At 74.3% G+C, this 13,329-nt stretch carries 14 protein-coding genes; 4 read left to right on the plus strand and 10 right to left on the minus strand.

Going from position 1 to position 13,329, the window contains the following annotated elements:
• Positions 1-140: 140 nt before the first annotated feature.
• From ACFV61_RS29745 to ACFV61_RS29755, 3 genes are all read right to left on the minus strand, one after another.
• The gene (locus tag ACFV61_RS29745) at positions 141-1,331 is read right to left on the minus strand and encodes a helix-turn-helix domain-containing protein (RefSeq protein WP_380494960.1); all 1,191 of its coding nucleotides are present in this window, start codon (positions 1,329-1,331) and stop codon (positions 141-143) included.
• 304 nt (positions 1,332-1,635) lie between these two features.
• Positions 1,636-3,075: an amino acid permease gene (locus tag ACFV61_RS29750; RefSeq protein WP_063346440.1), complete on the minus strand. Its 1,440-nt coding sequence runs from the start codon at positions 3,073-3,075 to the stop codon at positions 1,636-1,638.
• Positions 3,076-3,330: 255 nt separating this feature from the next.
• Complete coding sequence (locus ACFV61_RS29755) at positions 3,331-3,555, minus strand: hypothetical protein (RefSeq protein ID WP_380377289.1); 225 nt, start codon at positions 3,553-3,555, stop codon at positions 3,331-3,333.
• A gap of 101 nt (positions 3,556-3,656) precedes the next feature.
• Here ACFV61_RS29755 and ACFV61_RS29760 point away from each other — a divergent pair, with 101 nt between their 5' ends.
• Both ACFV61_RS29760 and ACFV61_RS29765 read left to right on the plus strand, forming a co-directional pair.
• Complete coding sequence (locus ACFV61_RS29760) at positions 3,657-4,664, plus strand: Ku protein (RefSeq protein WP_380494962.1); 1,008 nt, start codon at positions 3,657-3,659, stop codon at positions 4,662-4,664.
• A gap of 44 nt (positions 4,665-4,708) precedes the next feature.
• Positions 4,709-5,011: a hypothetical protein gene (locus ACFV61_RS29765; RefSeq protein ID WP_380494964.1), complete on the plus strand. Its 303-nt coding sequence runs from the start codon at positions 4,709-4,711 to the stop codon at positions 5,009-5,011.
• A gap of 51 nt (positions 5,012-5,062) precedes the next feature.
• Here the strand turns inward: ACFV61_RS29765 and ACFV61_RS29770 are convergent, their stop codons facing one another.
• Both ACFV61_RS29770 and ACFV61_RS29775 read right to left on the minus strand, forming a co-directional pair.
• Positions 5,063-6,451, minus strand: coding sequence for an NADP-dependent succinic semialdehyde dehydrogenase (locus tag ACFV61_RS29770; RefSeq protein ID WP_380343024.1), 1,389 nt, complete (start codon positions 6,449-6,451; stop codon positions 5,063-5,065).
• A 123-nt stretch (positions 6,452-6,574) separates the two neighbouring features.
• Complete coding sequence (locus tag ACFV61_RS29775; protein ID WP_063346435.1) at positions 6,575-6,856, minus strand: DUF6158 family protein; 282 nt, start codon at positions 6,854-6,856, stop codon at positions 6,575-6,577.
• Positions 6,857-7,029: 173 nt separating this feature from the next.
• Between ACFV61_RS29775 and ACFV61_RS29780 the strand changes: the two genes are divergently transcribed.
• Positions 7,030-8,013 (plus strand): adenosine deaminase, encoded by a 984-nt coding sequence (locus tag ACFV61_RS29780; RefSeq protein ID WP_063346434.1) that lies wholly within the window; start codon positions 7,030-7,032, stop codon positions 8,011-8,013.
• A 111-nt stretch (positions 8,014-8,124) separates the two neighbouring features.
• Here ACFV61_RS29780 and ACFV61_RS29785 read toward each other — a convergent pair whose 3' ends face one another.
• From ACFV61_RS29785 to ACFV61_RS29800, 4 genes are all read right to left on the minus strand, one after another.
• The gene (locus tag ACFV61_RS29785; protein ID WP_380483117.1) at positions 8,125-8,742 is read right to left on the minus strand and encodes a vitamin K epoxide reductase family protein; all 618 of its coding nucleotides are present in this window, start codon (positions 8,740-8,742) and stop codon (positions 8,125-8,127) included.
• Positions 8,739-9,536, minus strand: a complete 798-nt coding sequence (locus tag ACFV61_RS29790) for a DsbA family protein (RefSeq protein WP_380430205.1) — start codon at positions 9,534-9,536, stop codon at positions 8,739-8,741. The genes ACFV61_RS29785 and ACFV61_RS29790 overlap by 4 nt, the downstream gene beginning before the upstream one ends.
• A 98-nt stretch (positions 9,537-9,634) precedes the next feature.
• The gene (locus ACFV61_RS29795; RefSeq protein ID WP_380494966.1) at positions 9,635-10,312 is read right to left on the minus strand and encodes a hypothetical protein; all 678 of its coding nucleotides are present in this window, start codon (positions 10,310-10,312) and stop codon (positions 9,635-9,637) included.
• A 126-nt stretch (positions 10,313-10,438) separates the two neighbouring features.
• Positions 10,439-10,891, minus strand: coding sequence for an SRPBCC family protein (locus ACFV61_RS29800; RefSeq protein WP_063346430.1), 453 nt, complete (start codon positions 10,889-10,891; stop codon positions 10,439-10,441).
• Between the two features lie 135 nt (positions 10,892-11,026).
• Here ACFV61_RS29800 and ACFV61_RS29805 point away from each other — a divergent pair, with 135 nt between their 5' ends.
• Complete coding sequence (locus ACFV61_RS29805; RefSeq protein ID WP_380494968.1) at positions 11,027-11,896, plus strand: Fpg/Nei family DNA glycosylase; 870 nt, start codon at positions 11,027-11,029, stop codon at positions 11,894-11,896.
• A 118-nt stretch (positions 11,897-12,014) separates the two neighbouring features.
• Here the strand turns inward: ACFV61_RS29805 and ACFV61_RS29810 are convergent, their stop codons facing one another.
• Positions 12,015-12,875: an SAM-dependent methyltransferase gene (locus ACFV61_RS29810; protein WP_363369625.1), complete on the minus strand. Its 861-nt coding sequence runs from the start codon at positions 12,873-12,875 to the stop codon at positions 12,015-12,017.
• Between the last annotated feature and the right edge of the window lie 454 nt (positions 12,876-13,329).

The following is a 13,329-nucleotide window of genomic DNA, read 5'->3' on the forward strand; positions in this document are numbered from 1 at the left end:
GCGGGCGCCCCGACGCCCCCCCCCCCCGCACACAACCCCCCGCGCCCCCCCCCGCGCCACCCCCCCCGCCGGCCCCCCCCCGCGTCCGCCGTCCGCCGTCAGCGGTCAGCGGTCAGCCGTCCGCCGGGGGCCGTCAGCCGTCAACCGTCCGCCGGGGGCCGGTGCGCCGTCGAGCCGCCCAGCCAGGCCCGGGCCCGGCGCCGCTCGTAGGCGATCCGGCCGGTGGCGTCCGGCGGCAGCCGGGAGAGGACGGCGGCGGCGGCCTCGTGGCGCCCGGCCCGGGCGTACGCCCCGGCGAGGCGGCCGGCGACCAGGGCGTGGTCGTGCGGGTGGGCGGCCTGGTCCAGGCGCCCCAGGGCGGCGCCCAGGTGGGCCACCGCCGCGTGCGCGTGGGCGGTGCGGCCGGTGCGGACGGCGAGGTCCCGGTGGCAGGTGCCGTGGGCGACGCCCAGCACCAGGGCCGCTCGGGCGGCCCCGGGCACCGGCTCGCCGGCCCGCAGGGCGGCCTCGGTCAGCCGTTCGGCGTCCGCCATCGCCCGCCACGTCTCGGGCGCCGCGCCGGCCAGCGCGTGGGCGTGCGCCTGGGCGAGGGCGGCCCAGGCCCGCAGGCCGGGCAGGGTGCGGGCGGTGGCGTGGGCGGCCTCGGCCAGGGCGAGCGCGGTGGCCGGGTCGCCGCTCCACCAGTGCAGGGTGCTCTGCCGGGCGAGCAGGGCGGCCGCGGTCGGCTGGTCGTCGGCGGCGCGGGCCCATTCCAGTCCGGCCGCGTACCAGCCGAGCGCGCGGGTGCGGCGGTCCCCCTCGAAGTGGGCCCAGCCCGCGAGTTCGGCGTAGCGGGCGGCGAGCGAGCGGACGGCGGGGGCGGTTTCGCGCGGGGCGGCGTGCTGCCAGGCGGCCAGGGTGCGGGCGTGGTGTTCGAGGACGGTGGCCAGCTGTTCGCCGCCGGTGTGGGCGGCGGCCGCGCGGTAGACGTCGAGCAGGTGGCCGAGCACGGCGAAGGTGGCGGCGTCCGGTCGGCCCGGCGGGGGCCCTGTGCCGCTCTCGCCGAGGGGCGGCAGGGCGGGGGCGGCGAGTTCGCCGAGGTGTTCCCGCTCCTGCCGGACGGGCTGCCACAGGGCGGCCAACTCGCCTCCGGTGAGCAGGAGTTCGTCGGCCCGGGCGGGGAGTCCTGGCGGTGGCCAGCGGCGGGCGTTCTCCACTCGGCTGATCAGTGAGTTGTGGTAGCCGAGCAGGCGGCCGAGTTCGGCCTGGCTGAGTCCGCGGGCCTCGCGCCAGTGGCGCAGCCGGTGGCCGAAGCGCAGGCGCGCGGACGCGGGGGCGGGGAGGGGTGGCAAGGGGTCTCCCGGGGGGGTGGGGGAGCGCTCGTGGGGGAGCGCCATGCCCAGGTATCCCCCTTGACGTGCCATTGTCAAACTGTGGTTCGTGTCCGGCGAACGGCACCGGGGCCCGGGGGCCCCCCCACCGGGCCCCGGCCCCGCCCCGTGGCGCGGCGCGGGCCGGGGACGTCCCCCCCCACCCCCCCGCCCCCCACACTCCGCCACATGTCCCACCGGGTGTGGTGCGGCCGCCCCGGCCCCCGCCCGCGGGCCCCCCCCCCCCGGCCCCCGCCCCCCGGCACTGTCGCGCGGCGCGGACGGGTCAGGACCCCGCCGCCACCGCGGCCCGCCGCCGTCGGCCCACCACGGCCGAGGCCGCGAGCACGATCGCCGCGGCGACCAGCGACAGGTACATCTGCTTGCGCCCGTCGGCGTCGGTGAACATGTACGCCACCACGAACCCGATCATGCCGATGGCCGTCCAGGTCAGGTAGGGGTACAGCCACATGCGGACGGTCAGCCGCTCGGGAGCCTCCCGCTCGATGATCCGGCGCATCCGCAGCTGGGAGAAGCAGATCACCAGCCAGACGAACAGCGCAACCGCGCCGGAGGAGTTGAGCAGGAACGCGAACACCGTGTCCGGCGAGGTGTAGTTGAAGAACACCGCGACGAAGCCGAAGACCACCGAGGACAGGATGGCCACCCGCGGCACGCCCCGCTTGGTCACGGTCGCGAAGGCCTTGGGCGCGTCCCCGCGCTGGCCGAGCGAGAAGGCCATCCGGGAGGCCGTGTACATCCCGGAGTTGAGGCAGGACAGCACGGCCGTCAGCACGATCACGTTCATCACCTGGCCGGCGCCCGGGATGCCCACGTGCTCCAGCACCGCCACGTACGGGCTGCCCTTGACGGCGTCCGAGTCCCACGGCAGCAGGGTGACCACGAGCAGGATCGAGCCCAGGTAGAAGATCCCGATGCGCCAGATCACGCTGTTGGTGGCCTTGCTGACCGCGCGCTCCGGGTCCTCCGACTCGCCCGCGGCCAGGGTGACGATCTCGCTGCCCATGAAGGCGAAGACCACCGTGAGCATGCCGGTGAACACCGCGCCCACGCCGTGCGGCAGGAAGCCGCCGTGGCCGGTCAGATTGCTGGTGCCGACCGCGTGGGTGCCGGGCAGCACGCCGAAGACGGCGAGCGTGGCGATCACCAGGAACGCGGCGATCGCCACCACCTTGATCCCGGCGAACCAGAACTCGAACTCGCCGTAGGAGGCGACCGAGAACAGGTTGGTGGCGGTCAGCACCGCCATCACGAGCAGCGCGAACGCCCACTGCGGCACGCCGGGCATCCAGGCGTTGAGGATCTTCGCGCCGGCGGTGGCCTCCACCGCGAGCACCACGACCCAGAAGAACCAGTAGAGCCAGCCGATGGTGAACCCGGCCCAGCGGCCGAGCGCGCGGTCCGCGTACGCCGAGAAGGAGCCGCTCTGCGGGTCGGCCGCCGCCATCTCGCCGAGCATCCGCATCACCAGCACGACCAGCACACCGGCCAGCGTGTAGGAGAGCAGGATGCCCGGCCCGGTGGAGGCGATGCCCGCGCCGGAGCCGACGAACAGGCCGGCGCCGATCACCCCGCCGATGGCGATCATCGACAGGTGGCGGTTCTTGAGCCCCGCCTTCAGATGGCCCTCGCCGCCGTGCCCGGGCGGCCCGGCCTGCTGGGGGACCTGGGCGGCTGCCGCAGGCCTGGTGGTGTCCGCACTCATCAGATGAGCCCTGTGCCTTTCCAGCGCGCGGCGCGACCCTCGGCTCGTTGCGCCGGAGGGTGGGGGACGGACCCGCGCATTGCGGTGCAACCTAACTTCTACGGCCGAGTATCGGAACAGAGCATCCGTAAATGTTCGGTAACCGGACACAAAAAGCCAGGTCAGAGCGGGTGGAAAAGGGGTGCGAAAAGCTCAAATCTGACGCACTGCCAATGCGTCGGCGGCGCTCGGGCCCGGTCGGAGCCCTGTCGCGGCTCACGGCCCGCGCAGGTCCAGCACGGTGATCCGCGCCGCGTCCGCGGGCCGGCCGGTCAGCCGCGCCGCCAGGATCCGGGGGATGTCGCCCTCCTGCGAGTACCCGGGAACCACCTCGACCTCCGCCCGCCGCACGCCGGCCTCGCCCCGCACCGCGTACACCACCCGGTACACGGTCCGCTCCGGCGGCGGCGCTGCGCCCTGCCCACGGCTCCGGACGGTCATCGGCATCGACCTCCTCGGCTCATTGTCGGCCCGGTGTGGCCGATCGGGGCAAACCCAGGCACAGTGGGATTCTCGGCACGCTCCGGGAAGGAGCGACCCCCATGCAGACCACCTGGAAGGGGACGATCAGCTTCGGGCTGGTCAGCATCCCCGTCCACCTCTACTCGGCCACCCAGGAGCACGACGTCCCGCTGCACCAGGTGCACGCCAAGGACGGCGGACGGGTGCGGATGAAGCGGTACTGCGAGCGGGAGGAGAAGGAGGTCCCGTACGCGGAGATCGCCAAGGGCTACGAGTCCCCCGACGGCCGGACCGTCACGCTCACCGACGAGGACCTCGCCGACCTGCCGCTGCCCAGCAAGAAGATCATCGACGTGCTGGCCTTCGTGGACGCCGGCGAGATCGACCCGCTGATGTTCTCCAAGGCCTACTACGTGGGCGTCGCCGACCAGGCCGCCGCCAAGCCGTACGCCCTGCTGCGCGACGCGCTCACCGCGTCCGGGCAGATCGCCGTCACCAAGATCGCGCTGCGCACCCGGGAATCCCCGGCGGTGCTGCGGGTGCACGACGGCACGCTGGTGCTCCAGACCTGCATCTGGCCCGACGAGGTCCGCCCCGCGGCCGGCATCGCGCCCGAGGGGGACGTCACCGTCCGGCCGCAGGAGCTGAAGATGGCGCGGTCGCTGATGGACACCCTCTCCGAGGACTTCGACCTCGCCCAGTTGCACGACGACTACCAGCAGGCGCTCCAGCAGGTGATCACGGCCCGGTTGGAGGGCGTCGAGCTCCCGCACGAGGAGGAGCCGGGCGAGGCGCCCGACAATGTGATCGACCTGATGGAGGCGCTGCGCAGCAGCCTCAAGCGGGCCAAGGGCGGGCGGGGGCACGCCGCCGGGCCCGACGCGGGGCCCGACGCGGACGAACCGGAGGAGGAGAAGCCCGCGACCCGCAAGCGCGCCCCGGCGAAGAAGCCCGCCGCCGGGAAGGCGGCCTCGGCGAAGAGGACTGCCCCGGCGAAGAAGACCGCGACCGCAAAGGCCGCGACCGGAAAGGCCGTGGCGGGAAGGACCGCGACCGGAAAGTCCACGGCTCCGCGCAAGGCCTCCTGAGCCCCGCGGATCCGGCAGCCCCCCGAGAACCGGAGGCGATCCCGATGGACCTGCTGACCTACAAGGAACTCGACAGCGACACCGACACCGACACCGACCCCGAGGCCCCGCCGCAGCGCCGGAGCCCGGCGCAGCGGGCCTGGCACTGGCTGCTGAGCCTCAACCCGACCGCCGTGGTGGTCATGGTCGCGCTCTCGCTCGGCCTGGGCATGGTCGCTGCCCAGGTGAGCTGGCTGCCGATGCTGGTGCTGATGGCCATCGTCTGGGGAGCGACCGTCCTCGCCCTGGTCGGCGTGGTCGCCCGCTGGATGACGCCCGGCCGGGGCAGGCACCGGGTGGCGTCCTGACCCGGCCGGGTCCGAGCCGGGCTCGGTTCGTGCCTGCGGATCCGGGGGTGCTCAGCCGATCCACACCGTGGTGATGTTGCAGAACTCCCGGATCCCGTGCCCGGACAGCTCCCGGCCGAACCCGGAGCGCTTGACGCCGCCGAACGGCAGCGCCGGGTGGGAGGCGGTCATCCCGTTGAAGAACACCCCGCCGGCCTGGATGTCGCGGACGAAGCGCTCCTGCTCGCCCTCGTCCCGGGTCCAGACGTTGGAACTGAGCCCGAACGGCGTGTTGTTGGCGAGCGCCACCGCCTCGTCCAGGTCGGCGACCCGGTAGACCGTGGCGACCGGGCCGAAGGTCTCCTCCTGGTGGATCCGCATGGCCGGGGTGATGCCGGTCAGCACCGTCGGCTCGTAGAAGTAGCCGGTGTCCCAGCCCTCCGGGCGCCCGCCGCCGCACTCGACCCGGGCGCCGTGGGTGCGGGCGTCCTCGACCAGCTCCTCCAGGTCGTCCCGGCCCTGGCGGCTGGCCAGCGGGCCGACGTCGGTCGCCTCCTCCATCGGGTCGCCGACGCGCAGCGCCCGCATCGCCTCGGTGAAGGCGGCGGTGAAGCGGTCGTACACGTCGGTGTGCACGATGAAGCGCTTGGCGGCGATGCAGGACTGCCCGTTGTTCTGCGCCCGGGCCCGGACGGCGGTGCGCACCGCCGCGTCCAGGTCGGCGCTGGGCAGCACCACGAAGGGGTCGCTGCCGCCCAGTTCCAGGACGGCCTTCTTCACCTCGTCGGCGGCGGTGGCGGCGACCGCCCGCCCGGCGGGCTCGCTGCCGGTGAGTGTGACCGCGGCCACCCGGCGGTCCCGGATCACGCCCTCGACCGCGCCCGAACCGATCAGCAGGGTCTGGAAGCAGCCCTCCGGGAAGCCGGCCCGGCGGAACAGCTCCTCCAGCGCCAGCGCCGTCCGGGGCACGTTGGAGGCGTGCTTGAGCAGGCCGACGTTGCCCGCCATCAGGGCCGGCGCGGCGAACCGGACCACCTGCCAGAACGGGAAGTTCCACGGCATCACGGCCAGCACCGCCCCGAGCGGGCGGTAGCGGACGTAGGCGCGGGCGGCGCCGGAGTCGGCGACGTCGGCCGGGGCCGGGTGCTCGTCGGCGAGCAGTTCCTCGGCGCGGTCGGCGTACCAGCGCATCGCCGTGGCGCACTTGGCGGCCTCGGCCCGGGAGGCGGTGAGCGGCTTGCCCATCTCCTCGGTCATCGTGCGGGCGATCGCCTCCCGGTCCTGGTCCAGCAGGTCGGCGGCCCGGCGCAGCAGGTCGGCGCGGGCGGCGAAGGGGGTGGTGCGGTAGCCGTGGAACGCGGCCTCGGCGCGGGCCAGCCGCTGCTCGATGCCGGCCGCGTCGAGCGGTTCGAAGGTCTCCAGGATCTCGCCGGTCGCGGGGTTGACGCTGGCGATGGGCATGCGGGGCTCCCAGGGGGGTCGGGGTCCGGTGCGTCTGCGCCTCTCACCCTCCCCGACGGCCCGCCCGGGGGCACGCCACCACCGCCCGGCGTGTCCTGCCGGGCGGTGGTGGCGCGGGCACGTCTACTCGGGCAGCGACTCCACCCGGGCCGCCGCCTCGCGGGCCCGGGCACCGGCCCTGGTCCGCCCGGCCGTCACCAGCCGGCCGGGAAAGCGGTGCAGGTACTCGGCCTCCAGTTGCCCGGTGCGCAGGGTGTGCCGCTTGAGGGCTTCCTCCGAGCCGTACAGGAAGGTCTCGTGGCGCGTGCGGTGCAGCTGTTCCAGCTCGTGCAGGAGCGTGTCGTTGCCCAGGGCGTGCGGGGAGACGCCCGCAGGCCGGATGTGCGGATCCTCGACGTGCCGCATCTGGTACCTCCTCGGCGGAAGCCCCCTCCTCCAGGGTGCCCGCTGCCCCCGGCCGGTGCACCAGTTCGGGTGGCGGGGGGCGCGCCCGTCAGGCCGGTCGTGATCGAACGGATCGTAGGATGAATGCTTCTGGACTCTTCGCTCCCGCCCCCTACAGCTCGGACAGATCCCCCATGCCGCTCCCCAAGGCCGAACTCCACCTCCACATCGAAGGCACCCTGGAGCCCGAACTCGCCTTCGCCCTCGCCGCCCGCAACGCGGTCACGCTGCCCTACGCCGACACCGAGGCGCTGCGGACGGCGTACTCCTTCAGCGACCTGCAGTCCTTCCTGGACCTGTACTACGCGCTGATGGCCGTGCTGCGCACCGAGGAGGACTTCGCCGACCTCGCCGACGCCTACCTCACCCGGGCGGCCGAGGCGGGGGTGCGGCACGCGGAGATCTTCTTCGACCCGCAGGCGCACACCGCGCGCGGCGTGCCGCTCGGCGTGGTGGTCGACGGCCTGACCCGGGCGCTGGCGCGCAGCGAGGAGCGGCACGGGATCAGTACCCAGCTGATCATGTGCTTCCTGCGGGACGAGTCCGCCGAATCCGCGCTGGAGACCTTCGAGGCCGCCCGCCCGTACTTCGACCGGATCGCGGGCATCGGCCTCGACTCGGCCGAGGTCGGCCACCCGCCGGCCAAGTTCCGCGAGGTCTACCGGCGGGCCGCCGAGGCCGGGCTGCGCCGTGTCGCGCACGCGGGCGAGGAGGGCCCGGCGTCCTACATCACCGAGGCGCTGGACGTGCTCGGCGTCGAGCGGATCGACCACGGTCTGCGCTGCCTGGAGGACGGCGAGCTGGTCGCGCGGCTGGTCCGCGAGCAGGTCCCGCTGACGCTCTGCCCGCTCTCCAACGTCCGCCTGCGGTGCATCGACACCCTCGCCGACCACCCGCTGCGCGAGATGCTGGAGGCCGGCCTGCTGGTCACCGTCAACTCGGACGACCCGGCGTACTTCGGCGGCTACGTCGACGACAACTTCCGTGCCGTGCAGCAGGCCCTCGCGCTCGACGAGGAGACCCTGCGCCGGCTCGCCGCGAACTCCTTCCGGGCCTCCTTCATCGATGACGAGCGCCGGGCCGAACTGCTGGCCGAGGTCGAGGAGTTCCGCTTCTAGGTACTGTCCTGGGCGGCGCCTGACGGCCGGCCGCCCGGCCCCGGAGCGTAGGGCCCGGGGCCGGGCGGCCGGGTCTGCCGAACGGTCGGCCGAACGGTCGGCCGAACGGGGTCAGAGCAGGGTGCTCCAGTAGTACCAGAACCGGTTGAGGACCAGCAGGGCGATCACCGCGTACCAGAGCGCCGGGACGACCCAGTGGTAGCGCGCCGCCTCGCGGACGACCGGGCGCAGGGCGCGGCCGGTGGGGATGATCCCGGAGCGCAGGTTGTGCAGGGTGGTGTACCAGAACAGCGGGATCATCGTGGCCCAGACCACCATGCAGTACGGGCAGAGCGCGCCGATCCGGTAGAGCGCCTGGTACATCAGCCAGGTCACGAAGCCGATGCCGAAGACCGTCCCGGCCTGGAGGCCGAGCCAGAACCAGCGCCGGTACGCCGCCCCGGCGAGCAGCCCGGCGCCGATCGCGATGACGACCCCGAAGCCGACCAGGCCGAGCAGCGAGTTGGGGAAGCCGAAGGCCTCGGCCTGGTCGCTGCGCATGATCGAGCCGCAGCTGATGATCGGGTTGATGTTGCAGGAGGGGACGTACGACGGGTCCTTCAGCAGCCGGATCTTGTCCAGGGTGAGGACCGAGGAGGCGAACAGGCCGACCGCGCCGCCGATCAGCAGCAGCCAGGCGAACGGGCGGCTCGCGCCGTACGTCCGCACGGCGGGGGCGGCGGCCGTCATCCGGTCACCTGCTTGACCATCGCGGTGAACTGCTCGGGCGTGGCGGCCTTGCCGCCGGTGAGGACGTCCAGCTTCTTGCCGTCCAGCTTGACGGTCGGGGTGCCGGTGACGTCGCTCTTGTTGAACTCCTCGTTGACCTTGGCCGCCCACGGCGCGTAGGTGCCGTCCTGGACGGCCTTGACGAAGCCGTCGGTCTTCAGCCCGGGGACCTGGCCGGCCAGGTCGAGGAGGTGGTTGACGTCGCCGAAGCCGTCGGTGCGCTCGTCGGGCTGGTTGGCGTAGAGCACGTCGTGGAACTGCTTGAACTTGTCCACGCCCTCGTTGAGCGCGGCGCCGGCGGCGGCCAGCGCGGTGCGCGAGCCCTTGCCGCCGAGGTTCTTGTCCAGGAACGTCGCCAGGTGGTACTCGATCTTGTACGTGCCGTCGTCGGCGAGCTGCTGGATGGCCTTGCCGGTGGTGGTCTCCAACTGCTCGCAGAACGGGCAGCGGAAGTCCTCGTAGATCTCCAGGGTGTGCGGGGCGTCGGCCTTGCCGTAGGTGATCACGGTGCCGTCCTGGCCGCCCGTGTTGGCGGGGACGGTCAGCGGGCCGCTCGCGGCCGCGTCGGCGGAACCGGAGCCGGAGGAGCCGCCGACGGCGAAGGCCACGCCCGCCACGAGGGCGAGCACGGCGGCGGAGGCGCCGCCGACCACGACCCGGCGGCGGATCCGGTCGGAGCGCTCGGCCTGGGCGCGGGCGGCGCGCATACGGTCGGTGGCGTTGGTCTTGGCGGCGGCCTTGCGGGTGTTGCTCATGAGGTGTCGTCCTGTGCTCTCGGGCGTGCGGGGGTGCGGGCGCGCGGGGCGCGCGGCGAGAGGACCGGCCGGGAGCGGCGCCGAGCGGCGCGCGCCTGTCAGCAGGCCAGGGCGAGCGCCGGCGGACCGCGCCGGACGGCCGGGCGGACGACGACGTCCTCGGCCGGGACCAGGGCCCGGCTGGCCCGGGGGAACGGCACCCGCGCCACCGGACGGGCCGGGACGGGCGCGGCGAGCAGCCGCAGCCAGCGGGCGGCGGCCGGCAGGTGCCGGTGCAGGAAGTCGCCCAGCATCCGGACGGTGCGGGCGAGGCCGGCCAGTGCGGCGTCCGCGCGGCGCAGCCAGAACGCGCCGGCCAGCGCGATCGCGGCGTGCAGCAGCAGGAGCAGCAGGACGCCGATCTGCTGGGAGACGCCATGGCCGAGCAGGAACCCGCCCAGCGAACCGCCGCCGCACAGCAGCGGCTGGAAGCCGCGCGCGGAGCCGGGCGGCAGGGACGGGCAGGCGGTCTGCGCGAAGTCGAACAGTGCGCTGACGCCCAGCTCCAGCGGCAGGAACACCGCCGCGACCGCCGGGTAGCCGCGCTCGCGGCCGGCCAGCGCGTACGCCACCGCGAACACGGCGACGCAGGCCAGGGCCATCGGGCCGGCCGGCAGCGCGCGGCCGGTGACCAGCACCTGGCCGAGCCCGGCGAGCAGCACGACCAGCGCGGCGAAGACCGCCGCGCGGAGCGTCCTGGTGACCGGGCCGATGTCCATGGCATCCGAGTCTGCCACAGGTTGAAAGTGAAACGGTCGGGCCGGAGGTCCGCTGTGAAGAGCCTCACCACCGGCGCTGAGCTGGGCTTATGTGGCCCTTACGCGGGCCTGCCCGCTGTGTTCACCCGGGCCTGCCGGCCGTGCTCACCCGCGTCTGACCGCCGCGCCGACCCGATCCTCGACCAGTTCCCGGAAGTGCTCCAGGTCGTCCCGTACGGTCCGCTCGATCGCCCCGGCCAGGGCGAAGCCGCGCGGCCCGCCGAACGCCTCGTGCATCGCCTCCGGGTCGTACTCCACCCGGATCTGCAGCCGGGTGTGCCGGGCGTCCAGCGGCAGCAGCGCGAACGCGCCGTGCAGGCGCGGTTCGTCGAGCGTCCGCCAGGACATCACCCGGCCCCGGCCGCGGTCGGTGATCTCGGTGTCCACCGCCCGCTCGGCGCCGTCGACCTCCACCCCGAGGTGTGCCAGGTTCCGCCCGTGCGGGTGGGCGCTGCGGACGCCGTCGACGAACTGCGGGTACTCGTGCACCCGGTGCAGCTGCTCCCAGGCGACGAGGACGGGGACGGCGAGGTCGATCTGTTCCTCAAGGATGCTCATCACGGTGCTCCGTGGCGGGGGCGCAGGGGGGGCGCCGGGTACGGCGCGCAGTTCCAGCCTGCGCCCCGCGCGGGAGCCGGGCAAAGGCGCGCCCCCGGGCGGGCGGCCGCCGCGGGGCTGCGGGAGACTGGGCGCATGCCGGAGCTGCCCGAGGTCGAGGCGCTGAGCGACTTCCTGTCCGAGCGGCTGACCGGGCGCGTCATCGCCCGGGTGCAGCCGGTCGCGATCAGCGCGCTGAAGACGTACGACCCGCCGGTCACCGCGCTGGAGGGGCGGACCGTCGGCCCGGTGACCCGGCGCGGCAAGTTCCTCGACATCGAGGCCGGCGGCCTGCACCTGGTGGTCCACCTGGCCCGGGCCGGCTGGCTGCGCTGGAAGGACGGCCTGCCCGCCGAACCGCCGCGCCCGAGCCCGAGGAACCCGCTGGCGCTGCGGCTGCGCCTGGCCGGGGAGGCCGGCGACGGCTTCGACCTGACCGAGGCGGGGACGAAGAAGGGCCTCGCGGTCTACGTGGTGAAGGACCCGGCCGAGGTGCCCGGGGTGGCCCGGCTCGGCCCCGACCCGCTGGACCCGGCGTTCACCCTGGCGGACTTCGCCGCCCTGCTGAGCGGCGACCGGCGCCGGCTCAAGGGCGTGCTGCGGGACCAGGGCGTGCTGGCCGGGGTGGGCAACGCCTACTCGGACGAGGTGCTGCACGCGGCCCGGATGTCCCCGTACAAGCCGGCGTCCAGCCTGACCGAGGAGGAGGCGGCGCGGCTCTACGAGGCGCTCGGCGCCACGCTGCGCGGCGCGGTGGAGCGCTCGCGGGGGCTGGCGGCGGGGGAGCTCAAGGCGGAGAAGAAGCTGGGGCTGCGGGTGCACGGCCGGACCGGCCTGCCCTGCCCGGTCTGCGGGGACACCGTGCGCGAGGTGTCCTTCGCGGACTCCTCGCTGCAGTACTGCCCGACCTGCCAGACCGGGGGGAAGCCGCTGGCGGACCGGCGGATGTCGCGGCTGCTGGGGTGAGGGCGCGGGTGGGGCGGGGCTGCTGGGGTGAGGGCGCGGGTGGGGCGGGCCTGGTGCGGCCCGCCCCGCCCGGGGTGGGTTCCTGCGGGGCTCCGGTGGGAGCGGGCCCGGCGCGGGTTCAGCGCTTGACGGCGACGCCGCCCCAGTAGTACGCGGCCTTCGGGTCGGCCGGCGGCTCGCCGTCCGGGCGCCAGGCGAGGACGGGGGAGAGGCCCGGCTCGACCAGGTCCCAGCCGTCGAAGAAGCGCAGGACGTCGTCGTGGGTGCGCGGGACGAGGGTCATGCCGCCGGCCCGGGCGGCCTCGGTGACCTTGCCGACCGCCTCCGGGTCGAAGTCCTGGGTGGGGGTGGTGAGGGCGATGCAGCTGCCGGCGGGCAGGGCGTCGCGCAGGGCGGCGACCCGGCCCCACGGGTCGTCCTCGTCGGCGATGAGCATCAGCACGGCGATCATCAGCAGGCCGACCGGCTGGGTGAGGTCCAGCGTGGCGGTGAGCGCCGGGTCGGTGAACAGTTCCTCGGGCTTGCGCAGGTCGGCGTGGATGTAGGTGGTCCGGCTGGCCGGACTGGACACCATCAGGGCGCGGGCGTGGGCGAGCACGATCGGGTCGTTGTCGACGTAGACCACCCGGGTGCCGGGGCTGACCGCCTCGGCGATCTCATGGGTGTTGGGCGAGGTGGGGATGCCGGTGCCGAGGTCGAGGAACTGGCGGATGCCGTGTTCCCGGGCGAGGTGGCGGACGGCCCGGCCCTGGAAGGCGCGGTTCGCCTTGGCCATCTGCTTGACGCTCGGCACGGCCTCCTCGATGGCCTGCCCCATGGCGCGGTCCGGCGGGAAGTTGGTCTTGCCGCCCAGCCAGTAGTCGTACACGCGCGCCGAGTGGGGGGCGGTGGTGTCGACGCCGAACCGTTCCCACTGGCTCAGCTCGGCGGGGTCGTCGTCGGGCCGGTCCTGGTCCGGGATGTCCTGACTTGTCGTCATGGCCACGTCCTCTGATGGCAGATCATCACACTGGGGAAGGCACAGCGTAGCGGTCGGGAGGGGAGGGCGGGCGTCCGGTCGGGGAAGTGCTGCGGAAGCCGGGGGCGGGCGGGGTGTGCTTGCGCCGTCGGAGTGGTGATCGGGTCCGTCTGAGGCGCCATCGGGGAGCGGCGGCGGCGCACGGGGGAAGCATTCAGAATGCTGTCAGATCATCAGATTTACTCACAAATGCCCAAACGAACGCCCTCGCGGCGACTGCTGCTGGTCGCGGCCGGGATGTCCCTGCTCGGAGCGGCCGGCTGCGGGAGCCCCTGGAGCGGCGCGGACGACGCCGGGGCGGGCGCTACGGCGCGGCCGCGGGGGGCCGCCCCGGAGGCCCCGGGGCCGGCGGGGGCCCCCGCCGCCGCCCCGGCTCGGATACACCTCAACGATCCCCCCCAACCACAGAGTGTGA

Source organism: Kitasatospora sp. NPDC059817 (assembly GCF_042731835.1).
Taxonomy (GTDB): Bacteria; Actinomycetota; Actinomycetes; order Streptomycetales; family Streptomycetaceae; genus Kitasatospora.

What these genes read in the sequence shown, in the direction of transcription:
- ACFV61_RS29805 (WP_380494968.1), top strand. Translation starts at nt 11,027, where the DNA reads ATGCCGGAGCTGCCCGAGGTCGAGGCGCTGAGCGACTTCCTGTCCGAG.
- ACFV61_RS29765 (WP_380494964.1), top strand. Translation starts at nt 4,709, where the DNA reads ATGGACCTGCTGACCTACAAGGAACTCGACAGCGACACCGACACCGAC.
- ACFV61_RS29755 (WP_380377289.1), bottom strand. Translation starts at nt 3,555, where the DNA reads ATGACCGTCCGGAGCCGTGGGCAGGGCGCAGCGCCGCCGCCGGAGCGG.
- ACFV61_RS29810 (WP_363369625.1), bottom strand. Translation starts at nt 12,875, where the DNA reads ATGACGACAAGTCAGGACATCCCGGACCAGGACCGGCCCGACGACGAC.
- ACFV61_RS29800 (WP_063346430.1), bottom strand. Translation starts at nt 10,891, where the DNA reads ATGAGCATCCTTGAGGAACAGATCGACCTCGCCGTCCCCGTCCTCGTC.
- ACFV61_RS29775 (WP_063346435.1), bottom strand. Translation starts at nt 6,856, where the DNA reads ATGCGGCACGTCGAGGATCCGCACATCCGGCCTGCGGGCGTCTCCCCG.
- ACFV61_RS29750 (WP_063346440.1), bottom strand. Translation starts at nt 3,075, where the DNA reads ATGAGTGCGGACACCACCAGGCCTGCGGCAGCCGCCCAGGTCCCCCAG.
- ACFV61_RS29780 (WP_063346434.1), top strand. Translation starts at nt 7,030, where the DNA reads ATGCCGCTCCCCAAGGCCGAACTCCACCTCCACATCGAAGGCACCCTG.
- ACFV61_RS29760 (WP_380494962.1), top strand. Translation starts at nt 3,657, where the DNA reads ATGCAGACCACCTGGAAGGGGACGATCAGCTTCGGGCTGGTCAGCATC.
- ACFV61_RS29790 (WP_380430205.1), bottom strand. Translation starts at nt 9,536, where the DNA reads ATGAGCAACACCCGCAAGGCCGCCGCCAAGACCAACGCCACCGACCGT.
- ACFV61_RS29785 (WP_380483117.1), bottom strand. Translation starts at nt 8,742, where the DNA reads ATGACGGCCGCCGCCCCCGCCGTGCGGACGTACGGCGCGAGCCGCCCG.
- ACFV61_RS29770 (WP_380343024.1), bottom strand. Translation starts at nt 6,451, where the DNA reads ATGCCCATCGCCAGCGTCAACCCCGCGACCGGCGAGATCCTGGAGACC.